Source organism: Variovorax brevis, assembly GCF_030317105.1.
In the GTDB taxonomy this organism is placed as follows: Bacteria; Pseudomonadota; Gammaproteobacteria; order Burkholderiales; family Burkholderiaceae_C; genus Variovorax; species Variovorax brevis.
In genome coordinates, this window is record NZ_JASZYG010000004.1 from 179,999 (window position 1) to 203,117 (window position 23,119).

The window sequence follows — 23,119 nt, forward strand, 5'->3', positions numbered from 1 at the left end:
GATTCAAGTCTCCTGGTTGCGCTGTTCGCGGACGACGAGGCTGACACCGGCGGCCGTCATGGCGATGCCCGCCAAGGTCAGCGCCGTGATCGGCTCGCCGAAAAGTACCCAGGCCATGACGGCCGTGCACGGTGGCACAAGGTAGAGAAGGCTGGTCACGGCCGTTGCGGTACCACGGTGGATCAGTATGTACAGCAGCGAGCTTCCGCCGAGCGTCAGTGCAAGTACCGACCACGCCATGGCGCCGATCGACGAAGCATTCCAGACGATGCCATCGGCTTCGAGCAATGCAAAGGGCAGGCTGACGACCAATGCCGCCGCAAGCTGCACCATGCTTGCGCTGCGCACATCGCACGGCGCCACGAAGCGCTTCTGGTAGAGCGTGCCGACCGTGATGGACACCAGCGCGAGCACGGCCAGCGACATGGTGAGTGCCGTCACTTCGCCGCCCTGCTCGAGCTTGCGCCACACGACCATCACCAGCCCCGCAAACCCCAGCGCGAGCCCCAACCACTGCTTGCGCGAAACGGCGCCGCCATTGGCCGACATCCAGATGGCCGTCAGCACCGGCTGCACGCCCACCAGCAAGGCGACCAGGCCCGAGCCCATGCCCGCACGCACGGCGGCCCACACGCCGCCCAGGTAGCCCGCCTGCATCAACACGCCCGTCACCGACAGGTGCCACCACTGCGAGCGCGTCGCGGGCCATGGCACGCGCGCAACGCCGATCCACACGCCAAAGCACAGGAGCGACAAGGCAAAGCGGACCGCCAGGAACTTCAGCGGCGGCGCGTAGGGCATGCCGTAGCGGGCGACGATGAAGCCGGTGCTCCAGATCAGCACGAACACCATCGGCATCGCCCGCAGCCAGCCCGAGGTGCGGGCATCGGCCGTCATCGCGTGTGCGCCCGAATCTCGGGAATGGCCTTTTGCAGGTAGTAGATCATCGACCAGACAGTCAGCACGGCCGACAGCCAGATGAGCCAATGCCCCCACAGGCCCGTGTCGATCCGACCGAAGAGCGTGCCGTTGTAGAGCAGGAAGGGAATGGCGATCATCTGCACGGTCGTCTTGACCTTGCCGATCATGTGCACGGCCACGCTCTTGCCGGCGCCGATCTGGGCCATCCACTCGCGCAGCGCGGAGATGGCGATCTCGCGGCCGATGATGATGAGCGCCACGAACACATCGGCCCGGTTCAGATGCACCAGGACCAGCAGCGAGGCGCACACCAGGAACTTGTCGGCCACAGGATCCAGGAACGCACCGAAGGCCGATGTCTGGTTGAGCTTGCGTGCCAGGAAGCCGTCGAGCCAATCGGTCGCGGCGAACACGACGAACATCACCGTCGCGACCAGGTTGCGCATCGGCTCCGAGATCGGCAGGTAGAAGACCCCCACGATCAATGGAATCGCGACGATGCGCGTCCAGGTCATGATGGTGGGAAGCGTCCAGAACATTGTTGTTATTGTGTCATGCAGGCCGGGCCGCCTCTGTGAAGGACCCATTAACTCAGTGAAGCGCGCGGTAAATCTCTTCGGCCAGATCCTGCGCAATGCCGTCCACCGAAGCGATGTCCTCGATGCTGGCCGCCGCGACGCCCCGGATGCCGCCGAATCGCTGCAGCAGGCGCGCGCGGCGCTTGGGGCCGATGCCGGGAATGTCTTCCAGCTGGCTCCCGCCCACGCGCACCTTCGCCCGGCGCGCGCGCATGCCGGTGATGGCAAAGCGATGCGCCTCGTCGCGGATCTGCGCCACCAGCATCAGCGCGGCGGAGTCTCGGCCGAGGTAGACCTTTTCGCGCCCGTCGGCAAAGACCAGTTCTTCCAGGCCGACCTTGCGCCCTTCCCCCTTTTCGACGCCGACGATCAGCGACAGGGGCAAGCCCAATTCGGTGAACACTTCGCGCGCCATCGAGACCTGCCCCTTGCCGCCGTCCACCAGCACCAGGTCCGGCATGCGGGCGCTCAGGGTGCCGGGCTTGGCATCGGCGCCCGATGCGTCACCCGCCGTGGGCGCGTCCTGCTCGGCCGCCATGGCTTCGGCCAGCTTGCCGTAGCGTCGCGTGAGCACCTGCCGCATGGCCGCATAGTCGTCACCCGGCGTGATGCCGTCGATGTTGAAGCGGCGGTATTCGCGGTTCTGCATGGCGTGGCGCTCGAAGACCACGCATGACGCCTGCGTCGCTTCGCCGGCCGTGTGGGATATGTCGAAGCACTCGACCCGGAAGGCGTCGAGATCGTCCGGCGCCATCTCCAGCGCATCGACCAGCGCACGTGTGCGCGCCTGCTGCGAGCCTTCTTCAGCCAACAGGCGCGCGAGCTGGATGTCCGCATTCTTTTGCGCCATTTCGAGCCAGAGCCGGCGCTGCTCGCGTGGCTGGAAAACCGCGGTGACGCGCGTGCCGGCTTGGGCCGACACCGCCTCGATCAGCTCGCGGCCGATCTGCTCGCCCAACACCAGCGTCGGCGGAACGGGCACGTCGATGTAGTGCTGCGCAATGAAGGCTTCGAGCACCTGCCGCTCCACCGGCTGCGCAGCCTCGTCTTCCTCCAGGTGGATTTGCGCGGCGTCTTCGACGTGCACGGGAAAGTAGGCGCGGTCGCCCAGGTGCCGGCCGCCGCGCACCATGGCCAGGTTCACGCATGCCTTGCCGCCCTGCACCTTCACGACGAGGATGTCCACGTCCTTGTCGGACGCGATTTCCACCGACTGCTGGTGCAGCACGCGCGACAGGGCCGACATCTGGTTGCGCAGCTCGGCCGCCTGCTCGAACTCGAGCTTTTCCGCATGTGCCGTCATGCGGGCCTCGAGTTGCTGCAGCACGAGTTGCGTGTCGCCCATCAGGAAGGCCTCGGCATTCGCGACGTCCTGCGCATAGTCCTGCGGCGTGACGTAGCCGACGCAGGGGCCGCTGCATCGCTTGATCTGGTAGAGCAGGCACGGGCGCGTGCGGTTGCTGTAGACGGTGTCTTCGCAAGTGCGGATGCGAAACACCTTTTGCAGCAGCAGGATCGACTCCTTGACCGCCCACGCGCTCGGGTACGGCCCGAAGTAGCGGTGCTTGCGGTCCACCGCGCCGCGGTAGTACGCAAGGCGCGGAAAGGTGTGCGATGCAATCTTCAGGTAGGGGTAGCTCTTGTCGTCCCGAAACAGGATGTTGTATTTGGGCTTGAGCGTCTTGATGAGGTTGTTTTCAAGCAGCAGGGCCTCGGCCTCGGAGCGCACCACGGTCGTTTCCATGCGCGCGATCTTCGAGATCATGTGGCCGATGCGCGTGCCGCCGTGGTTCTTCTGGAAGTAGCTCGACACGCGCTTCTTCAGGTTGCGCGCCTTGCCCACGTAGAGCACGCCGCCGCCCGCGTCGAAGTAGCGATAGACGCCCGGCATGGACGGCAACGCCGCCACCTCCGCGAGAAGCTGTTCCGAATGCATTTCTTCTTCAGGCATGCGTGCTCGCGTCAGTTGCCATGGACCGGTTCGCAGCGCACGTCCGTCTTCACCGAATTGGCGATGAAGCATTGCTCATGCGCCAGGTGATGCATTGAATCGATCATGTCGCGCGTAGGCTTCACGTCGCCCGCGAAGACGACGCGCGGATGCAGCACAACTTCGGTCATGGCCATGCGGCGATCGCCGTTGCGCGCCATGGTTCCGCTGGCCTGGTCTTCGTAGCGATCCACGCGAAAGCCGCGATCGCGCGCAATCGACAGGAACCACAGCATGTGACAGCTGGAAAGCGAGGCGACAAAAGTCTCTTCCGGGTCCACGGCCGTGGCGTCCGACATCGGCTGCGGCACCACGTGCGGCGAAGACGAACCCGGCAGGCTCGCGCCGCCGTCGAAGCGGATCGTGTGGCGGCGGCTGTAGCGGTTGTCCAGAAAGTCCTGGTCAGCGCGCTCCCAAAGGATTTCGGCGGTGTAGACGGCCATGGCAGTGACTTGAATAAGGGCTGTAGAGTATCCCGCGATGCGCTGGGACATTTTCTGCAAAGTCATCGACAACCATGGCGACGCGGGTGTGTGCTGGCGGCTGGCCTGCAACCTTGCGTCGTCGGGCGACACGGTTCGCCTGTGGATCGACGACGGCGCCGCCTTGGGCTGGATGGCACCCCAGGGCTTTGCGGGCGTGTCCGTGCTGCCATGGACCAATGAGCTTCCGGTCGCCCACGTGCAGGACGCGCCGCCCGACGTGCTCGTCGAAGCCTTTGGATGCGACCCGGCGCCGGCCGTGATCGAACGCTTCGCGCAGGCCGGCAAGGTCGACGGGGTGAAGCACGTGTGGATCAATCTCGAGTATTTGTCGGCCGAGCCCTATGTGGAGCGGCTGCATGGCCTGCCCTCCCCGGTTTTTCGCGGGCCGGGCGAAGGACTCACGAAGCATTTTTTTTATCCGGGCTTCACCCCCGCGACGGGCGGCTTGCTGCGGGAGCCCGACCTGATGGCGCGACGCGCGCGTTTCGATCGCGCCGCATGGCTTGCGGGACAAGGCATCGACTGGCAAGGCGAGCGCCTCGTATCGCTTTTCAGCTATGAACCTGTTGCCCTGCGTTCGCTGCTGGTGCAACTGCGCGATGGCCCGCCCACCCGGCTCATCGTGACACCGGGTCGATCGGCCGCCGCCGTTCGCGGACTGCTCAAGACCGAAGCCCTGGGCGGCGGCTTGGCGCTGACTTGGCTGCCACACGTGCCGCAGCCCGATTTCGATCACATGCTCTGGTCGTGCGACCTCAATTTCGTCCGGGGTGAAGATTCGGTCGTGCGCGCCCTGTGGGCGGGTGCGCCCCTGGTCTGGCAGATCTACCCGCAAGACGACGATGTGCATCACGTCAAGCTGGCCGCCTTTCTCGACTGGCTCGGGGCGCCCGAGTCCCTTCGAAAGTTCCACCATCAATGGAATGGTTTCTCGGATGCGCCATTGGTCGTTCCCGACGCGAAAGCCCTTGAAAACTGGCGGGGAACAATTCATTCCGCGCGCGCAAGATTGATGGAGCAAGACGACTTGGCGACCCGCCTGCGTGGATTCGTCGCCCAAAAAAGCTAAAATAGCGGGCTTTGCGGATTTCCGGATGGGCACAGCCCGCCGCACCTTCCGCTGAACCCGCCGCGGGTCATGCGTCCACGAGTCCAGAAACTGGAGTCTGACGATGCGCCGAGCGGCACATCCAGAAGACACAGACTATGAAAATCGCTCAAGAAATCCGCGCAGGCAACGTCATCATGCACGGCAAGGACCCCATGGTCGTGCTCAAGACCGAATACAGCCGTGGCGGCCGCAATTCGGCCACCGTGCGCATGAAGATGAAGAGCCTGATTGCCAACTTCAACACTGAAGTCGTGTTCAAGGCCGACGACAAGATCGACCAGATCGTCCTCGACAAGAAGGAGTGCACCTACTCCTACTTCGCCGACCCGATGTACGTCTGCATGGACGCCGAGTACAACCAATACGAAGTCGAAGCCGAAAACATGGGCGACGCCCTGAACTACCTCGAAGACGGCATGGCCGTTGAAGTGGTGTTCTATGACGGCAAGGCTATCTCGGTCGAACTGCCGACCAGCGTCGAGCGCGAAATCACCTGGACTGAACCGGCCGTCAAGGGCGACACCTCGGGCAAGGTCATGAAGCCGGCCAAGATCGCGACCGGTTTCGAAGTGGGCGTTCCGCTCTTCGTCGCGCAAGGCGACAAGATCGAAATCGACACGCGTACCGGCGAATACCGCAAGCGGGTTTAACTCTCGCCCAGGCAGGTGCGGCGCGCCGCTCTGCCAACCCCCTTGCCGGGGCAACACCAGCGGACCGGCAAAGCCGGCTCAACGGTGTTCCTGGAAAAATCCAGACAAGGCTCCTTCGGGAGCCTTTGTCGTTCCTGGGCTGTATTTCGAACGCTGGATTGGCGCAGGCCACAAGTTCTGCCAAGCTTGGGCCCGATTCCTGCATTGCGTCACAAAGCGCGCACAATCGCCGCCCGACCAGACCTTCAAGCCTATGAACAGTTCGACTCACAACCTTCACGACAAGCGACTGGCCGATGCATGGGCCACCTTGCAGGCCCACGCCGACAAGGGATTGCCGCTGGATCACGATCCTTCTCGCCTGGCCTTCGCCGACCCCGAGTTCTTGTTGCGCCGCGAGACGCGCGGCCTGCGCATGCAGCTCGAGTTGATGAAACCCGACCTGGAGATGCGCCTGCACGGCATCGAGAACACGGTGGTGGTCTTTGGCAGCGCGCGCTTTCGCAGTTCTGAGGAAGCCGGCGCGCTGCTGGCCCAGGCCGAAGCAGCCGGCGATACGGTGGCCGCCGAACGCTGGCGCCGCCTCGCGCGGGGAACGCACTACTACGAACAGGCGCGCGCCTTCGGCAAGCTGGTGGCCGCCTACAGCAACGACAAGGAACCGGAAGACAAGCTCTTCGTCTGCACCGGTGGCGGCCCCGGCATCATGCAGGCGGCCAACCGTGGCGCCTACGAGGCGGGCGGGCTCAGCGTGGGTCTCGCCATCGCGCTGCCGATGGAAGAAGCGGCCAATCCCTACGTCACGCCGGCGCTGAGCTTCAAGTTCCACTACTTCGCCATTCGCAAGATGCACTTCATGATGCGGGCGAAGGCGCTGGTGGCGTTTCCGGGCGGCTTCGGGACGCTGGACGAACTGTTCGAAGTGGTCACGCTCGTGCAGACGCGCAAGGCCAAGCAGGTGCCAATCGTGCTGTTCGGCTCCGACTACTGGCGCCGGCTCATCGACTTCGAATTCCTGGCCGAAGAAGGCGTGATTTCGCCAGAGGACATCAAGCTCTTCGAATACGTCGACACGCCCCAGGACGCATGGGACGCCATCACGCGCTTCTACAAGCTGTGATCGGCGTGGGGCGGCGCGCGTAGCCCCCACACGGCGCGCGTGCCGGCCGCGACCACGCCGCCCACCAGCCAGAACACGCCGGCAATGCCGATGAACGCGCCCGCCGCGCCGAAGAACATCGGCATGGCGACGCTCGATGCATTGAGCGTCATCACCCGCAGCGCCAGCGCTTCGCCGTGCCGGGCATGCGGCGTGATCTGGTGCAGCATGCTCATCACCATCGGCTGCACCGCCCCGAGCGCGATGCCCAGCACCACCGAGCACACACCCATCGTCAACGCCGTCGGCATGAAGGGGTAGGCCGCGAAGACGAGCGCCGTCAGCACGTTGGCGATGGCGATGACCTTGCGTTCGCTCAGGTGCGACGCAATCAGCGGCAGCACGACGCGGATGCCGGCGGCGGCGATGGCGAACGCACCGAGGATCGAGCCAATGACCGACGCGCTGAGGCCGCGCTCATGGCCCAGGATCGGCAAGACGAAGGTGTGCACGTCCCATGACGCCGATTGCAGCCAGTTCACGAACAGAAGGCGCCGGAACATGGGATCGCTCACCAGATCCCACGCGCGCGGCTTGGGCGCACCAGGCGCGGGCGGCGAGATCGGCGTTTCGTGCGCGCCCCGGGCCAGCAGCCAGCACACCAGCGGCAGCAGGGCCATCAATGCGAATGCCACGCGAAATCCGACGATGTCGCCGGCCTGACGCCCTGCGTGGTCGATCAGGATGCCAGCGAAAAAGGGGCCGATGAAATTCGCGGCGGCCGGTGCAATGGCCAGCCAGCTGAACACCTTCTTGAGCTGCGTCGGATTCCGGGCCGCGCGTCCGACGTGGCGCTGCAAGGCGATCACCGCCGTGCCGGTGGCACCGCCAGTCAACAGGGCTGCAAGGCACATCACCCCGAACACCGGAAAGACGGCGGCAAGCGCTGCACCGGACGACGCGGCGACCACCGCCATTGCCAATGGGCGCTTCAGGCCATGCCGGTCCGCGTAGCGCCCCGCCGGCAGCGCCAGAAAGACCTGCGTGAGCGCAAACAGCGCCAGCATCACGCCAACGGCCGCTGCGCTGTAGCCTTGTTGCAGGGCCAGCAGGGGAACCGCCAGCCGGGTGCCCGTCATCGCCGCGTGCAGGCACACCTGCGCGATGATGAGGCGCAGCAGTTCGGCGGTCACGGGTTGAAAAGGTCGTCGTCGCCCGGCAAGCCGCTGTCCAGCAATGGCAGCAGACCCTGCGTTTGCACGTCGGGCAGCGCCTCGACCTTGCGCAACGCCAGACGCATCTGCCGCGCCCGCGTGTCGGCCTTGTCGATGGTGTCGGACGCCTTGGCGACCTGCTCCTTCACGCGGCCCACCCATTCGCCATAGCGCTCGAACTCCGTCTTGACCGCCCCCAGCACCTTCCAGACCTCGGAGGCCTGGTGCTCCAGCGCCAATGTGCGAAACCCCATCTGCAGGCTGTTGAGCATGGCCAGCAAGGTGGTCGGCCCGGCCAGTGTCACGCGGTGCTGGCTTTGCACGGCTTGCATGAGACCGGGTCGGCGCAGCACTTCGGCGTAGAGACTTTCCACCGGCAGGAACAGGATGGCGAAATCGGTCGTGTGTGGCGCGGCAAGGTAGTTGTCGGCGATGGATTTGGCTTCGACGCGGATGCGTGCCTCCAGCGCCTTGGCGGCCAGTTCCGCCGCGCCCGCATCGGCGCGCTCGTGGGCGTCGAGCAGGCGCTCGTAGTCGTCGCGGGGAAACTTGGCGTCGATGGGCAGCCACACCGGCGCGCCGTCGTCGCCGCGTCCGGGAAAGCGCACCGCGAAATCCACGCGTTGGCCACTGCGGGGTTTGGTTTCCACCTGCCGTGCGTACTGCTCGTTCGTCAGGACCTGTTCGAGCAGCGCTTCGAGTTGCACTTCGCCGAAAACACCGCGCGTCTTCACGTTGGTCAACACGCGCTGCAGGCTGCCGACGCCAATGGCCAGCGTCTGCATTTCGCCCAAGCCCTTGTGCACCTGCTCGAGCCGGTCCGCCACCTGCTTGAAGCTTTCGCCCAAGCGGGTTTCCAGCGTGCTCTGGAGCTTTTCGTCGACCGTCTGGCGCATCTCGTCGAGCTTGGCCGTGTTGCTTTGCTGCAGTTGCGCGAGTTGGGTTTCCATCGTCGCGCGCACTTCGGAAAGCCGACGCGCGTTCGATTCGGAAAGGCTTTGAAGCTGCATGGCCAACGTATCGGCGAGCGACTTTTGCATGAGCGCCAGTTGCTGGGTAAAACCCTCGATTTGTGCGCTCTGCGTGCGCGTGGCTTCCGCGCCCTGCTGCAGCATCGTGCGCTGAAATGTGGAGAAAGCCTGCGCCGTTTCCTGCCTTGCGCCGCGAGAGCTTTCGCTGATCTCGTGGCGCAGTTCGCGTTCGGTCCGTTCGTTGGCGGCGCCCAGCGTGGCGAGCAGCGCGCTCTGGTCCGGCGCGGGCGGCCTGCGCAGCAGCAGCCAGATGAGGAGCAAGAGGTTCAGGGCCGCGAGGCCCACAAGGATCCAGGTTTCCAATGCGTCGCTGCCCGTTTATCGCTTTGCCAGGACGGCAGGGTTGACCGGGGTCAGCGCCTGCTGCCGCGTCAGGAACCCGATGAGGTTGTCGGCCGCCAGGTCCGCCATCGCGAGTCGCGTGGGCACGGTCGCGCTGGCAATGTGCGGCGTCAGCACGACATTGGGCACGGTCAGCAGATCGGGGTGCACCTTGGGCTCGCCCTCGAACACGTCCAGCCCCGCGGCGGCAATTCGCTTCTCGCGCAGTGCGACGGCCAGCGCCGCGTCATCCACGATGCCGCCGCGCGCGATGTTGACCAGCGTGGCGCTGGGCTTCATGAGCGCCAGTTCCGCCGCGCCGATGGTGTGGTGCGAGGCCGCGCTGTAGGGCACGACGAGCACGACGTGGTCAGCCGTGCGAAGCAATTCGTCCTTGCTCACGTAGCTCGCCTTGCATTCGGCTTCGAGCGTCGCGTCGAGCCGCGATCGGTTGTGATAGATCACCTTCATGCCGAAGCCATGCGCCCCGCGCCGCGCAATGCCCTGCCCGATGCGGCCCATGCCAATGATGCCCAGCGTACTGCCGTGGATGTCGGAGCCGGCGAACATGTCGTAGCTCCACTTCGTCCATTCGCCGCGGCGCAGGAAGTGTTCGCTTTCCGCGATGCGCCGCGCCGTGGCCATCAACAGGGCAAAGCCGAAGTCGGCCGTGGTTTCGGTCAGCACGTCCGGCGCGTTGGTGCCCAGCACGCCGTGGGCCGTCATGGCGTCGACGTCGAAGTTGTTGTAGCCCACGGCCATGTTGGCGCAGATCTTCAGGTCGGGGCAGGCGTCGAGCAATTCGCCATCGATGCGCTCGGTGCCGGTGGTGAAGGCGCCCACCTTGCCTTGCAGCCTGGCGATGAGTTCCGCCTTGCTCCATGTGTCGTCGGAGGGGTTGGATTCAACGTCGAAATGCTCCGACAGGCGCGCAATGGTTTCCGGAAAAACGGCGCGCGCGACGAGTACCTTGGGTTTGGTCATGGTGCTTGCTTGCTATCGAAAGAACAGGAAGGTCTGGATGATGAAGAGCGGCACCAGAATGGCGCCCGACCACATCATGTAGCCGAAGAAGCTCGGCATGCTGATTTTGCGACTCTCCGCAATGGCCTTGACCATGAGGTTGGGCGCATTGCCGATGTAGGTGTTGGCGCCCATGAACACCGCGCCCGCCGAAATGGCGGCCAGCGTGTCGGCGTACCTTGTCATGAGCGCCTGCGCATCGCCGCCGGCCGTGTTGAAGAACACGAGGTAGGTCGGCGCGTTGTCCAAAAAGGAACTGAGGACACCCGTTGCCCAGAAATACATGGCCGGATCGGGCGCGCCATCGGGCCGCGTGACGGCGCGCACGACGACGCCAAAGGGCCCGTCCACGCCGGCCTTGAGCATCGCGATGACGGGCACGATCGTCAGGAAGATGCCCGCGAACAGCTTGGCCACTTCCGCCATTGGCGCCCAGTTGAAATGGTTGGCCGCGTGCACCCGCTCCGGCGTGATCCACAGCGAGACGAAGATCACCACCACCAACCCGACGTCGCGCACCAGCCCCGGCAAACCCACGGGCACGCCCCACACGTCGAACACCACGGGCGATTTCCAGATGCCGCTGAGCAGCACCAGGCCCACCACCACCGCGAGCAGGACGAAATTCACGGCGCCATCGAAGCCCAGTCGCCCCGTGTCCGGCGTCGGATCGACAGGAAGCACCTCATCCTTGCTGAAGTAGTGGCGATCCATCAACCAGAAGATCGCCAGCAGCGCGCCCACGATGAAAAGCGTCTCGGGCAGGATGTTCTTCGCCGTCCAGAAAAACTCGACGCCTTTGAGGAAGCCAAGGAACAGCGGCGGATCCCCCAGCGGCGTGAGCGATCCGCCCACGTTCGACACGATGAAGATGAAGAACACCACCACGTGCACGCGATGCTTGCGGTTGTCGTTGGCACGGATCAGGGGGCGGATCAGCAGCATCGACGCGCCGGTCGTGCCCATCAAGGACGCCAGCACGGCACCGATGGCCAGCAAGCCCGTGTTGAGCCCCGCGCTGCCGTGCAGGTTGCCGCGAACGAAGATCCCCCCTGCCACCGCGAACAGCGCCGCGAGCAAGATGATGAAAGGGATGTATTCGGCCACGAGCGCGTGGCCCACTTCATGCGTCGCCTCCCCCGCCCCGAGAAGCAGCGCAAACGGGAGGACGAAAGCCAGCGCCCACGCCGCCGTGACCTTGCCGTAGTGGTGGTGCCAAAAGCCCGGCGCCAGGAGCGGCCCGAGCGCAATCGACAGGAGCAGGCCAGCAAAGGGCACGCCCCAGAGGGGAGAAAGCGAAGCGCCGTCCATCTACCGCTGCTCAGGCCGGCTGGGCAATTTCGAAAACCTGGCGCAGGTAGGCGAGATATCGCTCGTCGTCGCACATGTTCTTGGAAGGCGTGTCCGACAGCTTGGCCACCGGCTGGTCGTTGCAGCGGACCATCTTGATGACGATCTGCAGCGGCTCGTAGCCCAGGTCGTTCGTGAGGTTGGTGCCAATGCCGAAAGCCAATTGGCAGCGGCCGCGGAACTGCTGGTAGAGCTCGATGGTGCGCGGCACCGTGAGCGCGTCGCTGAAAATCAGCGTCTTGGTGCGCGGATCGACGCGGTTGGCCACGTAGTGCGCAATCATGCGCTCGCCCCACTGGAAAGGGTCGCCGCTGTCGTGGCGTGCGCCATCGAACAGCTTGCAGAAAAACAGGTCGAAGTCGCGCAGGAAGGCCGACATGCCGTACACGTCGGACAAGGCGATGCCCAGGTCGCCGCGGTATTCCTTGGCCCACATCTCGAAGCCGAAGACCTGGCTGTCGCGCAAGCGCGGGCCGAGCGCCTGGCAGGCCTGCAGGTATTCGTGCGCCATCGTGCCCAACGGAATCACGCCCTGCTTCATCGCGAACAGCACGTTGCTGGTGCCCGCGAACTGGGGCGGGCGTGCGCCGAATTGCTTGGTCGTCGGCGCGTGCGTGGGCGGCGACACGGCGCCGAGCGAGCCGATGAGCGTGCGCAGCACTTCCTCGTGCCATGACTTGGAAAAGCGCCGACGCGTTCCGTAATCGGCGATCTTCAGGTCCATCAGGCCATCGGCCTTGAGTTGCCCGATCTTCTGCTCGAGCCGCTGACGGCCTTGCGTCAGGTCGGGGTTGGGCTGCGTGTTGCGGAAGTACACCTCGTTGACGATGGCCAGCACCGGGATCTCGAAGAGGATCGTGTAGAGCCACGGCCCTTCGATGCGGATTTCCAGCTCGCCATTGGGCCGGGGAATGATGTTGATGTACTTCTCGTTGAGCTGGAAAAGCCCCAGGAAATCGACGAAGTCGCTCTTGATGAAGCGCATCGAGCGCAGGTACGCAAGCTCGGGATCCTTGAAGGTCAGCGAGCAAAGGCTGCGGACCTCGTCGCGGATCTGCCCTGCGAACTGCGCCAGGTCGACCCCTGAGTTCCGGCACTTGAAGCGGTATTCGACCCGCGCCCCTGGAAAGTGGTGCAGCACCACCTGCATCATCGTGAACTTGTAGAGGTCGGTGTCCAGCAGGCTTTGAATGATCATTTTGGCGCGCAGTCTCTCTTGGGCGTGCGTTCGATTATCACGGTGGGCGTCAGCACTTGCCTACGGTCCCTTCCCTGTGAGTCCTACCGGTGCAGCACGTGGGTCAAACCTACAGTGTCTTCACGCCGGCAGTTCGCTGTCGCCGATCAACTCACTGGAAGGAGATCCTGATGAACAAGGACACCGTCGAAGGCAACTGGAAGCAACTAAAGGGCAAGGTCAAGGAGCAGTGGGGCAAGCTGACCGACGATGACTTCGACGTCATCGCCGGCAAACGCGACCAACTGTTGGGCCGCATTCAGGAACGCCACGGCATCAGCCGCGACGAAGCCGAAAAGCAGGTCAAGGATTGGGAAGGCCGCAATCCTGACGCTTTCTTCGAACGCAGCTGATCGTTCCACCATCCCATTTCATTTTCTCGAGAGGACCAAATCATGAAAAAACATCTCCTTATGCTCGCCGTCGCCACCTGTTTCGTTGCCGGCCAAGCCAGTGCCATGACCAAGGACGAATACGACGTCGCCAAGACCAAGATCGAAGCCGACTACAAGGTCGACAAGGCGGGTTGCGATGCGATGAAGGACAACGCCAAGGACGTCTGCAAGAAGGAAGCCGAAGCCAAGGAAAAGGTCGCCAAGGCTGAGCTGGAACAGCAATACAAGCCGACCGCCGCACACGCCCGCAAGGCCGCAGAAACCAAGGTCGAACAGACCTATGAGGTCGCCAAGGAAAAGTGCGACGATCAGAAGGGTGATGCCAAGAGCGCTTGCGTGAAGCAGGCCAAGGCTGACGAAGCCAAGGGCAAGGCCGATGTGAAGGCCATGAAGATGTAATTGACCTTCAAGGTCGATTCAAAGGGAACGGCGCCGGGAGGCGCCGTTTTTCATGGGGCGCTCAATCCACCCGCAAGCGATCGACCACGTGCTTCAGCGCAGCCGGCAATGCGGCGACGGGCCGCTGCGTCGCGCGATCCACGTAGACGTGCATGAAGTGGCCTTGCGCGGCGGCCGTTTCTTCGCCCTGCGCGAACAGGCCGATCTCATAGCGAACACTGGACCGCCCGGCTTGGGAAACCCGGATTCCCGCCTCGACCGTCTGGGGATAGGCCAGCGGGGTGAAGTAGGTGCATTGGGTTTCGACCACGAATCCGATGGTCTTGCCTTTGTGGATATCCAGCGCGCCCCTTTCAATCAACAGCGAATTGACCGCCGTGTCGAACCAGCTGTAGTAGACGACGTTGTTGACGTGGCCATAGATGTCGTTGTCGGCCCACCGTGTGGGGATGGTCCGGAATTCGCGGTAGCTGCTGCGGTGGTTGGGCGTGGGGCGGGCGGCACTCATGGCGGGCGATTCTGCCAGCGGGGTTCGGGCCCTCGATGTCCCGGACGCGGCAAGCGGCACAGGCAGCCGGAAAAATCCAAATAACGGCCGGTTTTAGAAAGCGCTCCCTAAATTGCTGCGTTGCACAAAAAAAGTATTGCTCTCGAGCGTCGCATGTTTGATACTTCATCCCATGCTGCACCGCAACAAGACAAGTCGGCGCAGTGCCCTCAACCTGTTTCTACCTACTGGAGCAACCACATGGCCCTGACCGCTGACCAAATCATCTCTGCACAAAAAGCCAACATCGAAACGCTGTTCGGTCTGACGACCAAGGCTTTCGAAGGCGTCGAGAAGATCGTCGAACTGAACGTGACCGCTTCCAAGGCCGCCCTGACCGAAGCCGCCAGCACCGCCCAAGCCGTCCTGAGCGTCAAGGACGTGCAGGAACTGCTCGCGCTGCAAGCTGGCCTGTATCAGCCCCTGGCTGAAAAGACCGCTGCTTACAGCCGTCACCTGTATGAAATCGCCCAAGCCACCGGCGCTGAATTCGGCAAGGCTTTCGAAGCCAAGGCTGCTGAAACGCAGCAAGCCATCGTCGGCCTGATCGACAGCGCTTCGAAGAACGCGCCTGCTGGTTCGGAAACCGCCGTTGCCGTGCTCAAAAGCGCCGTGGCTGCTGCCAACAACGCTTTCGAATCGGTCCAGAAGGCTGTCAAGCAAGCTTCGGACGTCGCTGAAGCCAACTTCAACGCTGTGTCGACCACCGCTGTGAACGCTGCCAAGAGCACCGCTCAAACGGCTTCGCGCAAGCGTTAATCCCATACTGCCGGCTCGACCGGCGACATAAAGACAAGTTGTCTCCTTGGGTCCCTCCGGATCCAATTCAGGCCTCACCCTCAGGTGAGGCCTTTTTTTATGTCCGGCCCGCCCTTCTCCCTCCCCTCACGGGGGAGGGCCGGGGTGGGGGCAAGCGGCCCTCGATGTGGCAATGTCCAGGTGCACAGGCTGCATGCCCCCATCCCAACCTTCCCCCGAAGGGGAAGGAGCAAACTCCCCCGCGATAATGCGCGGCGAACCATCAGGAGATATCGAATGCAGATTGAAGGCAAGGTTTTTATCGTCACAGGCGGAGCATCCGGACTGGGCGAAGGCACGGCACGCATGCTGGCGGCCCAGGGCGGCAAGGTGGTCGTTGCCGACATGCAGGTCGACAAGGGCGAAGCGGTCGCCCGCGAAATTGACGGCGTGTTCGTCAAATGCGACGTGAGCCAGGAAGCCGACGGCCAAGCCGTGGTCCAGGCCGCACTGAAGCTCGGCAAGCTCATGGGGCTGGTCAACTGCGCCGGCGTCGCGCCTGCGGAAAAGACGGTGGGCAAGAACGGCCCGCACGCGCTGGGCATCTTCAGCAAGACCATCACGGTCAACCTGCTGGGCACCTTCAACATGATCCGCCTGGCCGCCGACGCCATGGCGAAGAACGAACCCGAATCGACGGGCGAACGCGGCGTGATCATCTCGACCGCCTCCGTTGCCGCGTACGACGGCCAGATCGGCCAAGCGGCCTACAGCGCCTCCAAGGGCGGCGTGGTCGGCATGACGCTGCCCATTGCCCGCGATCTGGCGCGCAGCGGGATCCGCAACATGACCATTGCCCCGGGCATCTTCGGCACGCCCATGCTCTTCGGCATGCCGCAGGAAGTGCAGGACGCACTGGCCGCCAGCGTGCCCTTCCCTTCGCGCCTGGGCACGCCGCAGGACTACGCCAAACTGGCGCAACACATCATCGAGAACGACATGCTCAACGGTGAAGTGATTCGCCTGGACGGTGCCATCCGCATGGCGCCGCGCTAAAGCTCGCGATCCGTGCCGTTCCCGTCGAACGCTTCGCTCCACGGGGCGTTGCGCTCGAGCCGCTCGTATTGCGCAATCACCTGCGCGCCAAAGAGCACCAGCGTCGCGGCGATCTCCAGGCTCAGCAGCACCACGATGGCGGTGGTGAACGAGCCATAGACGACGCTCACTTGCGACAGCGTCGAAAAGTACCAGATCAGCACGCGGCGTGTCAGTTCCCAAAGCAAGGTGGCCGTCACCCCGCCGATCAGCGCGTGGCTCAACGACAGGCGACCCACGGGCATCACCATGTAGAGCGAGGTCAGCATGAATATCTCCCCGCCCAGGCCCAGCATGTAGAGCAGAAAGCCGGAAACCCCCGAGAGCGACCACGTGCGCCCCAGCAATTCCACGCTTTCCTGACCGATGACCTGCAGCGCGCCGGCCACCAGCGTGACCAGCAGCAGCCCCACGCACAGGCAAAGCATGTAGATGTAGGGCATCACGGCCGAGATGAGGAAGTGACGCGAACGCGCGGCCTTGCGGTGATGAAAAATCACCGACATTGCGCTTTCCAGGACCGTGAAGGCCAGCGAGCTGAAGAAGATCATCGTGATCAACAGCACCGGCCCAAGGACGTCGCGGTGCGTCAGGAAGTTCGACAGTTCCTGCACCAGCGCCCTGGACTGGCCCGGCAGCAGCCATTCCAGGTAGCGACCCACCGTCGCCAGCAACTCGGACTGCTCGATGAAACGCGACATCGCAAACACGCTCAGGATGATGAGCGGCACCACCGACAGCAGCGCGTAGTACGCAACCGCGCCTGCCAGCAGCAGGCCCTGGTTCTCCCGGAAGCCCTTGACCGCATCCCACAAGAAGCGCAGGGGATGTCGAACGGCGACAAGGAATGGCGGCCTTCGGTTCATGCGTCCAGTTCCATGCGCGCGAGTATGCCCGCCGGCGACGGGTCTTGGTCGCTTGCGTATGATTTGGCCGCTCCCCCATGACCATCCCCGCCTCTTTCATCCAGGAACTGATCGCCCGCGCCGACGTGGTCGAGATCGTCGGCCGCTACGTGCCGCTGAAAAAGGCCGGCGCCAACTACATGGGCCTGTGCCCATTCCACGGGGAAAAGTCGCCCTCGTTCTCGGTGAGCCCGACCAAGCAGTTCTATCACTGCTTCGGCTGCGGCGTGCACGGCAACGCCATCGGCTTCCTGATGGAGCACGGCGGCATGGGTTTTGTCGAGGCGGTGCACGACCTGGCCGGCCAATACGGCCTGGAAGTGCCCGACGAGCACGGCTCGCCGGAAGACCGCGCGCGCGCCGCCCAGCAACGCCAGAAGCAGGCCACGCTGTCCGACGTGCTCGAAAAGGCGGGCGACGCCTACCGCAAGCACCTGAAAGACTCCGACCGCGCCGTGGAGTACTTCAAGGGCCGCGGCGTGTCCGGCGAGATTGCGCGGCAGTTCGGCCTGGGCTACGCGCCCGAGGGCTGGCGCGCGCTGGCCAGCGTCTTCCCGCAGTACGACGACCCGCTGCTGGTCGAAAGCGGCCTGGTCATCACCGGCGAGGAAGGCGAAGACAAGCGCTACGACCGCTTCCGCGACCGGGTCATGTTCCCCATTCGCAACGTCAAGGGCGAATGCATCGGCTTTGGGGGCCGGGTGTTGGGCGACGAGAAGCCCAAGTACCTCAATTCGCCCGAAACGCCCGTGTTCAGCAAGGGCCGCGAGCTCTACGGCCTGTTCGAGGCCCGGGCCGCCCTGCGCGAAAAAGGCTACGCGCTGGTCACCGAAGGCTACATGGACGTGGTGGCGCTGGCGCAGTTGGGCTTTCCCAACGCCGTCGCCACGCTGGGCACCGCCTGCACCACGGAACACGTCCAGAAGCTCTTCCGCTTCACCGATTCCGTGGTCTTCAGCTTCGACGGCGACGCCGCGGGCCGGCGGGCGGCGCGCAAGGCGCTGGATGGCGCCCTGCCCTACGCGAGCGACGTGCGAAGCGTCAAGTTCCTCTTCCTGCCGGCCGAGCACGACCCCGACAGCTTCATTCGCGAGTACGGTGCCGACGCCTTTGCCCGCTTCGTGACCGAGGCCACGCCGCTCAGCCGCTTCATGCTCGAAGTGGCGCGCGACGGCCTGGATCTGGGCAGCGCGGAGGGCCGCGCCCACCTCAGCAGCAACGTGCGGCCGATGTGGAGTGCGCTGCCCGAAGGCGCCCTCAAGCGCCAATTGCTGGGCGAGATCGCCACCCTCGTGCAGTTGAGCGCGCAGGAACTGTCGGACCTGTGGGCGCCCGCCGCAGCGCCGCCGCGGTCCGCCCAAGCTCCGAACGCACGCCACGACGAGTGGGAGTACGTGCCGGAATACGGCGAGGGCTACGGGCAGAGCGAACCCTCTTGGGGTGGCGGGGAGTACAGCCCGAACCGCGACGGCGAACAACGCCCCTTCAAGAAGCGCTTCAACAAGCGCTTCGACAAGAAGGCAGCGCCCTATCGCCCCGCGGCCGGCCGCGTCAAGCCGCCATCACGCCCGGAGGTGGCCGCACGGCTCCTGCTGTCGAACATGGCGCCCTGGGACGGTCTGTCGCACGAACTGCACAACGTGTTGTGCGACCAGGCGGGCGAGATCGGGGAGTTGTTCCGCTGGCTCGATGCGCAATTTCACGAGCATGGCGTCATCCCCTGGGCGGCCTTGCGCGAAGGGCTGCGCGGGCAGGCTTTCGAGGCCTTGTCGCTGCGGTTGATGACCGGCCCTGACGGCGCGCCGGTTGGCGACATGAGCGAAGACCCGCAGGAGCAAGCGCTTGCGGACACGGCCATCGAACTCAAGGACGTGCTCAACCGCATGCTGATCGAGCACATCGACGCCCAACTGACGGCAACCGCCAACGTTTTCGGCAAGGACCCCGAGGCGCCTGAGCGCTACCGCGCTCTGCAAGCGCGAAAAAAAGAGCTTCACGCCAGCCTTTAGCGGTCCCGCAACGCCACAGGCAGCCTGAAATAGCGTAGAAACCCGGCTTGAAAAAGCCGCATCGCGCTATAATGTAAGGCTTCGTGAGTGGTGATAACCCTCACGAAACTGATACCAGGCAAGAGCGACAGCAGCACCTCCGGGCCGGCCCCCATAGCGCAATGCACTCCCAAAACGGGATAAGGGCCAAATTACCGCAAGGACTGCACACCAAATGTTCGCCCGACATCTTGCCGATGGATCGTGTGCTGGGGATTTCGTTCCCCTGACCCCTCCGTATGCCCGCGCCGGGTGAGTGGCGCCGTGATTCCGCTTGTTCATTCTTGTTGTTCGAGGTTGTATGCCCAGTTCAAAGAAGCCTGCCGTTTCTGCCACGAAAACCGTCGCCGATAAACCGTCCAGAGTTGCCTCGATGCCGGCAACGAAGACTGGTGCGTCAGCGCCCAAAGCGACTGCCGCAACGAAAGCGAAACCCTTGACCACCAAAGCCCCCACCTCCGCCGAACTGAAAAAAGTTGCCGACAAGGCAACTGCCGTCACCGCCGCTCCCGCCAAGAAGCCGGGTCGCCCGCCCAAGGCTGCCGGCACGACCGCCACCACCACCACGGGCGCCAAGCGCGGCCGCAAGCCCAAGGCGGCGGCCGAAGCACCGACGGCCGACATCGACCTGTCGGACATCGAGGACGACCTCGCCGGTGAACCGGCAGCGGCGGAGACCACCGAAAAGGTCAAGCCGCTTCGCATGAAGATCAGCAAGGCGAAGGAACGCGCCTTGATGAAGGAATTCGGCCTGGACGAAACGGTCCTCTCCGAAGAAGACCTGGCCAAGCGCCGCTCGCGCCTGAAGACTCTCATCACGCTGGGCAAGACCCGCGGCTACCTCACGCAAGGCGAAATCTCCGACCACTTGCCCGACAAGCTGGTCGACGCCGAAACGATGGAAGTCGTCGTATCCATGCTCAACGACATGGGCGTGGCGGTGTACGAGCAAACGCCGGACGCCGAAACGCTGTTCCAGAACAACGTCGCGCCCACCGCCGCGACCGTTGAAGAAGCCGAAGAAGAAGCCGAAGCCGCCCTGTCCACCGTGGACAGCGAATTCGGCCGCACCACCGACCCCGTGCGCATGTACATGCGCGAAATGGGCACGGTCGAGCTGCTGACGCGCGAAGGCGAAATCGAAATCGCCAAGCGCATCGAAGGCGGCCTGATGGCCATGATGGAAGCCATTTCGGCTTCGCCCGCCACCATCGCCGAGATCCTGCGCCTGGGCAATGAAATCCGTGACGGCAAGGTCGTGATCTCGACCGTGGTCGACGGCTTCTCCAACCCGAACGAAGCCGACGACTACGTGGCCGAAGAAGACTTCGACGAGTTCGACGCCGAAGACGACGACGACGGCAACGGTGGCTCCAAGGCACTCACAAAGAAGCTGGAAGAACTCAAGCGCGACGCCCTCACCCGCTTCGACCGCATGGCCGAGATGTTCGAGAAGATCCACAAGATCTACGACAAGGAAGGCTACGGCACGCCCTCGTACCACAAGACGCAGAAGGCCCTCAGCGAAGAGCTGATGACCATCCGCTTCACCGCGCGCACCATCGAAAAGCTGTGCGACATGGTGCGCACGCAGGTCGACGACGTTCGCAAGAAGGAGCGCGAGCTGCGCCGCATCATCGTGGACAAGTGCGGCTTCCCGCAGGAAGAGTTCATCCGCGACTTCAGCGGCTTCGACAAGAACGGCCAACGCATCGCGTCGAACTTGCTGAACCTCAAGTGGGTCGAAAAGCAGGCCGCTGCCGGCAAGCCGTGGAGCGTGGTGATGCAACGCAACATCCCCCCGATCCAGGAACTGCAGCAAAAGCTCGCCGACATCCAGTCGCGCGTGGTGGTGCCGCTGACCGAGCTCAAGGACATCAACAAGCGCATGAACGAGGGCGAATCGTCCTCGCGCGACGCCAAGAAGGAAATGATCGAGGCGAACCTGCGCCTCGTGATCTCCATCGCCAAGAAGTACACCAACCGCGGCCTGCAGTTCCTCGACCTGATCCAGGAAGGCAACATCGGCCTGATGAAGGCGGTGGACAAGTTCGAATACCGTCGCGGCTACAAGTTCTCGACCTACGCCACGTGGTGGATCCGCCAGGCCATCACCCGCTCGATCGCCGACCAGGCGCGCACCATCCGCATCCCGGTGCACATGATCGAGACGATCAACAAGATGAACCGCATCTCGCGCCAGCATTTGCAGGAATTCGGCTTCGAGCCGGACGCCGGCATCCTGGCCGCGAAGATGGAGATCCCGGAAGACAAGATCCGCAAGATCATGAAGATCGCCAAGGAGCCGATCTCCATGGAAACGCCGATCGGCGACGACGACGATTCGCACTTGGGCGATTTCATCGAGGACAGTGCCAACACCGCGCCCATCGAGGCTGCGATGCAGGCGGGCCTGCGCGACGTGGTCAAGGACATCCTCGACTCGCTCACGCCGCGCGAAGCCAAGGTGCTGCGCATGCGCTTCGGCATCGAAATGTCGACCGACCACACGCTGGAAGAAGTCGGCAAGCAGTTCGACGTGACGCGCGAACGCATTCGCCAGATCGAAGCGAAGGCTCTGCGCAAGCTCAAGCACCCGAGCCGTTCGGACAAGCTGCGTTCGTTCATCGATACGCTGTAAGCCTGGAGCCGGCGCAATGCCGGCAACAAGACCACCAAGCGCCCGGCCGCCCATTCATGGGTGCCGGGCGCTTTTTCTTGTGCGTCCATCTACCATCGCGCATCTGTTCCGCCGCCAGACAAGAACAAAGAACACATGCACCCCCACCAACTGCTCGCCGACTATGGCTACTACGCCGTGTTCTTCATCGGGCTGTTCGAGGGAGAGACGATCCTGATGCTGGGGGCTTATGCGGTGCATCAGGGCGTTTTGTCGATGCTGCCGCTGGTCGCCTGCGGGGCGCTGGCGGCCTTTGCCGCCGACCAGTTCTACTTTCATGTGGGGCGTCGCAAGGGCAAGGAATGGTTGGCGGCGCGGCCGTCGCTGGCGGCACACCTGGAGCGCGTGAGCGGTTTCATCGAACGGCATCCGGTCGCCACGGTGTTCCTGATGCGCTTCGCCTGGGGCTTTCGCATCGTGATGCCGGCGGCGCTGGGCATGGGCACGATGTCCGCAGCCGTGTTCGTGGGGCTGGATGCGTTGGCGGCGGTGTTGTGGGCCACCGTGGTGGCGACGTTCGGGGTCGAAGTCGCCGGTGTCGTCCACGGCCTTGTGGGTCAGGTGAGATATCACGAACACCTGATCATCTTTGGCGCCCTCGCGCTGGCGCTGATCGTGGCACTGCTGCGGCAGTGGCGCATGCGGCGCTGACGTGAGTCGTCCGGGACGATGGGGCGCATTCCGCGTTGGCAGGGAACTTCAAAATGGTGCTGAGCAGCGGTGCGAGCCGAGGGCACCGGAACCGCCCGACAGGGACCATGTCAGCGGAGGCTCAGTACACCCCCAGCGCCAGTCCCGCCGCCAGTGCCTCGCCCATCTCCCGGCAGCGCGCCAGGTCGTCGGCGCCGATCTGCTTGGGCCGCAGGATCGCTTCCGGCGTTTGCGCGTGCGTGCAGACGATCAAGGTAGGCGCCACGGACTTGAGTCGCCAGCCGGTGGCGATGCGCTCCAGTTGGCGCGCGGCGTTCTGGCCATCGCTGCCGGCGCAGATCAAGGCTGCGTACGGGCGGCCATTGAGGCGATCGAGCGCGGCGTAGTAGCAGCGGTCGAAAAAGTCCTTCATCAAGCCGGCCATCGACGCGAGGTTCTCCGGCGTGGCGAAGATGTAGCCGTCGGCCCCCAACACGTCATCGGGTTGTGCCTCGTGTGCGCGAAGCAGGCGCACGCGCACGCCCGCCTCGTCGCTGGCACCTTGCGCGGCAGCTTGTGCCATCTGCTCGGTGCCGCCAGTCATCGAGTGATAGACGATCAAAAGCGTGCGGGGGTTCATGGCGGGCAGCATAGCGCTGCGCGGCGACGAGC

The 23,119-nt window shown here is 64.1% G+C and carries 22 protein-coding genes; 10 read left to right on the forward strand and 12 right to left on the reverse strand.

The annotated features are described in order from the left end of the window. Positions 1 to 3: 3 nt before the first annotated feature. Genes QTI66_RS13670 through QTI66_RS13685 form a run of 4 tightly spaced genes read right to left on the reverse strand, consistent with a single transcriptional unit; the run spans position 4 to position 3,932 of the window. On the reverse strand, positions 4 to 897 hold the full coding sequence (locus QTI66_RS13670) for a DMT family transporter (RefSeq protein ID WP_286560250.1): 894 nt from the start codon (positions 895 to 897) through the stop codon (positions 4 to 6). Further along, positions 894 to 1,460 carry a CDP-diacylglycerol--glycerol-3-phosphate 3-phosphatidyltransferase gene (gene pgsA, locus QTI66_RS13675; protein WP_286560251.1) on the reverse strand — a complete coding sequence of 189 codons (567 nt, stop codon included), beginning with the start codon at positions 1,458 to 1,460 and terminating at the stop codon, positions 894 to 896. The genes QTI66_RS13670 and pgsA overlap by 4 nt, the downstream gene beginning before the upstream one ends. Before the next feature lie 52 nt (positions 1,461 to 1,512). Next, positions 1,513 to 3,450, reverse strand: a complete 1,938-nt coding sequence (gene uvrC, locus QTI66_RS13680; protein WP_286560252.1) for an excinuclease ABC subunit UvrC — start codon at positions 3,448 to 3,450, stop codon at positions 1,513 to 1,515. A gap of 11 nt (positions 3,451 to 3,461) precedes the next feature. Then, positions 3,462 to 3,932 (reverse strand): OsmC family protein, encoded by a 471-nt coding sequence (locus QTI66_RS13685; RefSeq protein WP_286560254.1) that lies wholly within the window; start codon positions 3,930 to 3,932, stop codon positions 3,462 to 3,464. Between the two features lie 37 nt (positions 3,933 to 3,969). Here QTI66_RS13685 and earP point away from each other — a divergent pair, with 37 nt between their 5' ends. The 3 genes from earP (at position 3,970) to QTI66_RS13700 (ending at position 6,855) form a co-directional block, all read left to right on the forward strand. Then, positions 3,970 to 5,043 carry an elongation factor P maturation arginine rhamnosyltransferase EarP gene (gene earP / locus QTI66_RS13690; RefSeq protein ID WP_286560255.1) on the forward strand — a complete coding sequence of 358 codons (1,074 nt, stop codon included), beginning with the start codon at positions 3,970 to 3,972 and terminating at the stop codon, positions 5,041 to 5,043. 137 nt (positions 5,044 to 5,180) lie between these two features. After that, positions 5,181 to 5,735, forward strand: coding sequence for an elongation factor P (gene efp / locus QTI66_RS13695; RefSeq protein ID WP_286560256.1), 555 nt, complete (start codon positions 5,181 to 5,183; stop codon positions 5,733 to 5,735). 253 nt (positions 5,736 to 5,988) lie between these two features. Beyond that, complete coding sequence (locus tag QTI66_RS13700) at positions 5,989 to 6,855, forward strand: LOG family protein (protein ID WP_286560259.1); 867 nt, start codon at positions 5,989 to 5,991, stop codon at positions 6,853 to 6,855. Here QTI66_RS13700 and QTI66_RS13705 read toward each other — a convergent pair. The 5 genes from QTI66_RS13705 to pncB are packed head-to-tail and all read right to left on the reverse strand — an operon-like array spanning position 6,843 to position 12,971. Then, positions 6,843 to 8,027 carry an MFS transporter gene (locus tag QTI66_RS13705; protein WP_286560262.1) on the reverse strand — a complete coding sequence of 395 codons (1,185 nt, stop codon included), beginning with the start codon at positions 8,025 to 8,027 and terminating at the stop codon, positions 6,843 to 6,845. The genes QTI66_RS13700 and QTI66_RS13705 overlap by 13 nt on opposite strands. Next, positions 8,024 to 9,382, reverse strand: coding sequence for a DNA recombination protein RmuC (locus QTI66_RS13710; RefSeq protein ID WP_286560265.1), 1,359 nt, complete (start codon positions 9,380 to 9,382; stop codon positions 8,024 to 8,026). The genes QTI66_RS13705 and QTI66_RS13710 overlap by 4 nt, the downstream gene beginning before the upstream one ends. Positions 9,383 to 9,397: 15 nt before the next feature. Beyond that, positions 9,398 to 10,384, reverse strand: coding sequence for a 2-hydroxyacid dehydrogenase (locus QTI66_RS13715; protein ID WP_286560267.1), 987 nt, complete (start codon positions 10,382 to 10,384; stop codon positions 9,398 to 9,400). Positions 10,385 to 10,396: 12 nt separating this feature from the next. Continuing rightward, positions 10,397 to 11,734: a sodium:proton antiporter gene (locus tag QTI66_RS13720; protein WP_286560269.1), complete on the reverse strand. Its 1,338-nt coding sequence runs from the start codon at positions 11,732 to 11,734 to the stop codon at positions 10,397 to 10,399. A 10-nt stretch (positions 11,735 to 11,744) separates the two neighbouring features. Next, the gene (gene pncB, locus QTI66_RS13725) at positions 11,745 to 12,971 is read right to left on the reverse strand and encodes a nicotinate phosphoribosyltransferase (protein WP_286560271.1); all 1,227 of its coding nucleotides are present in this window, start codon (positions 12,969 to 12,971) and stop codon (positions 11,745 to 11,747) included. Between the two features lie 170 nt (positions 12,972 to 13,141). On the opposite strand from pncB, the gene QTI66_RS13730 reads away from it, so the two are divergent. Together QTI66_RS13730 and QTI66_RS13735 are read left to right on the forward strand one after the other, a co-directional pair. Then, positions 13,142 to 13,363 carry a CsbD family protein gene (locus QTI66_RS13730; protein ID WP_286560273.1) on the forward strand — a complete coding sequence of 74 codons (222 nt, stop codon included), beginning with the start codon at positions 13,142 to 13,144 and terminating at the stop codon, positions 13,361 to 13,363. Between the two features lie 42 nt (positions 13,364 to 13,405). Then, positions 13,406 to 13,804 carry a hypothetical protein gene (locus QTI66_RS13735; RefSeq protein WP_286560276.1) on the forward strand — a complete coding sequence of 133 codons (399 nt, stop codon included), beginning with the start codon at positions 13,406 to 13,408 and terminating at the stop codon, positions 13,802 to 13,804. A gap of 61 nt (positions 13,805 to 13,865) precedes the next feature. On the opposite strand, the gene QTI66_RS13740 is transcribed toward QTI66_RS13735, so the two are convergent. Next, positions 13,866 to 14,312 (reverse strand): acyl-CoA thioesterase, encoded by a 447-nt coding sequence (locus QTI66_RS13740; protein ID WP_286560277.1) that lies wholly within the window; start codon positions 14,310 to 14,312, stop codon positions 13,866 to 13,868. 240 nt (positions 14,313 to 14,552) lie between these two features. Between QTI66_RS13740 and QTI66_RS13745 the strand changes: the two genes are divergently transcribed. After that, complete coding sequence (locus QTI66_RS13745) at positions 14,553 to 15,110, forward strand: phasin family protein (protein WP_286560279.1); 558 nt, start codon at positions 14,553 to 14,555, stop codon at positions 15,108 to 15,110. Positions 15,111 to 15,386: 276 nt separating this feature from the next. Further along, on the forward strand, positions 15,387 to 16,145 hold the full coding sequence (locus tag QTI66_RS13750; RefSeq protein ID WP_286560281.1) for a 3-hydroxyacyl-CoA dehydrogenase: 759 nt from the start codon (positions 15,387 to 15,389) through the stop codon (positions 16,143 to 16,145). Here QTI66_RS13750 and QTI66_RS13755 read toward each other — a convergent pair. Continuing rightward, positions 16,142 to 17,050, reverse strand: a complete 909-nt coding sequence (locus QTI66_RS13755) for a YihY/virulence factor BrkB family protein (RefSeq protein WP_286560285.1) — start codon at positions 17,048 to 17,050, stop codon at positions 16,142 to 16,144. The two genes, QTI66_RS13750 and QTI66_RS13755, sit on opposite strands and share 4 nt — an antisense overlap. Positions 17,051 to 17,127: 77 nt before the next feature. On the opposite strand from QTI66_RS13755, the gene dnaG reads away from it, so the two are divergent. The 3 genes from dnaG (at position 17,128) to QTI66_RS13770 (ending at position 22,468) form a co-directional block, all read left to right on the forward strand. Beyond that, entirely contained in the window at positions 17,128 to 19,098 is a 1,971-nt protein-coding gene (dnaG, locus tag QTI66_RS13760) for a DNA primase (protein WP_286560286.1), read from the forward strand. Positions 19,099 to 19,438: 340 nt separating this feature from the next. Continuing rightward, on the forward strand, positions 19,439 to 21,778 hold the full coding sequence (gene rpoD, locus QTI66_RS13765; protein ID WP_286560287.1) for an RNA polymerase sigma factor RpoD: 2,340 nt from the start codon (positions 19,439 to 19,441) through the stop codon (positions 21,776 to 21,778). A 135-nt stretch (positions 21,779 to 21,913) separates the two neighbouring features. Next, the gene (locus tag QTI66_RS13770) at positions 21,914 to 22,468 is read left to right on the forward strand and encodes a DedA family protein (RefSeq protein ID WP_286560288.1); all 555 of its coding nucleotides are present in this window, start codon (positions 21,914 to 21,916) and stop codon (positions 22,466 to 22,468) included. Between the two features lie 121 nt (positions 22,469 to 22,589). Here QTI66_RS13770 and QTI66_RS13775 read toward each other — a convergent pair whose 3' ends face one another. After that, positions 22,590 to 23,087, reverse strand: a complete 498-nt coding sequence (locus QTI66_RS13775) for a flavodoxin family protein (RefSeq protein ID WP_286560290.1) — start codon at positions 23,085 to 23,087, stop codon at positions 22,590 to 22,592. Positions 23,088 to 23,119 lie beyond the last annotated feature (32 nt).

Bases quoted from the DNA above. Each gene is read 5' to 3' on its own strand.
- QTI66_RS13670 (WP_286560250.1), bottom strand. From the start codon at position 897: ATGACGGCCGATGCCCGCACCTCGGGCTGGCTGCGGGCGATGCCGATG.
- pgsA (WP_286560251.1), bottom strand. From the start codon at position 1,460: ATGTTCTGGACGCTTCCCACCATCATGACCTGGACGCGCATCGTCGCG.
- uvrC (WP_286560252.1), bottom strand. From the start codon at position 3,450: ATGCCTGAAGAAGAAATGCATTCGGAACAGCTTCTCGCGGAGGTGGCG.
- QTI66_RS13685 (WP_286560254.1), bottom strand. From the start codon at position 3,932: ATGGCCGTCTACACCGCCGAAATCCTTTGGGAGCGCGCTGACCAGGAC.
- earP (WP_286560255.1), top strand. From the start codon at position 3,970: ATGCGCTGGGACATTTTCTGCAAAGTCATCGACAACCATGGCGACGCG.
- efp (WP_286560256.1), top strand. From the start codon at position 5,181: ATGAAAATCGCTCAAGAAATCCGCGCAGGCAACGTCATCATGCACGGC.
- QTI66_RS13700 (WP_286560259.1), top strand. From the start codon at position 5,989: ATGAACAGTTCGACTCACAACCTTCACGACAAGCGACTGGCCGATGCA.
- QTI66_RS13715 (WP_286560267.1), bottom strand. From the start codon at position 10,384: ATGACCAAACCCAAGGTACTCGTCGCGCGCGCCGTTTTTCCGGAAACC.
- QTI66_RS13720 (WP_286560269.1), bottom strand. From the start codon at position 11,734: ATGGACGGCGCTTCGCTTTCTCCCCTCTGGGGCGTGCCCTTTGCTGGC.
- pncB (WP_286560271.1), bottom strand. From the start codon at position 12,971: ATGATCATTCAAAGCCTGCTGGACACCGACCTCTACAAGTTCACGATG.
- QTI66_RS13730 (WP_286560273.1), top strand. From the start codon at position 13,142: ATGAACAAGGACACCGTCGAAGGCAACTGGAAGCAACTAAAGGGCAAG.
- QTI66_RS13735 (WP_286560276.1), top strand. From the start codon at position 13,406: ATGAAAAAACATCTCCTTATGCTCGCCGTCGCCACCTGTTTCGTTGCC.
- QTI66_RS13740 (WP_286560277.1), bottom strand. From the start codon at position 14,312: ATGAGTGCCGCCCGCCCCACGCCCAACCACCGCAGCAGCTACCGCGAA.
- QTI66_RS13745 (WP_286560279.1), top strand. From the start codon at position 14,553: ATGGCCCTGACCGCTGACCAAATCATCTCTGCACAAAAAGCCAACATC.
- QTI66_RS13750 (WP_286560281.1), top strand. From the start codon at position 15,387: ATGCAGATTGAAGGCAAGGTTTTTATCGTCACAGGCGGAGCATCCGGA.
- QTI66_RS13755 (WP_286560285.1), bottom strand. From the start codon at position 17,050: ATGAACCGAAGGCCGCCATTCCTTGTCGCCGTTCGACATCCCCTGCGC.
- dnaG (WP_286560286.1), top strand. From the start codon at position 17,128: ATGACCATCCCCGCCTCTTTCATCCAGGAACTGATCGCCCGCGCCGAC.
- rpoD (WP_286560287.1), top strand. From the start codon at position 19,439: ATGCCCAGTTCAAAGAAGCCTGCCGTTTCTGCCACGAAAACCGTCGCC.
- QTI66_RS13770 (WP_286560288.1), top strand. From the start codon at position 21,914: ATGCACCCCCACCAACTGCTCGCCGACTATGGCTACTACGCCGTGTTC.
- QTI66_RS13775 (WP_286560290.1), bottom strand. From the start codon at position 23,087: ATGAACCCCCGCACGCTTTTGATCGTCTATCACTCGATGACTGGCGGC.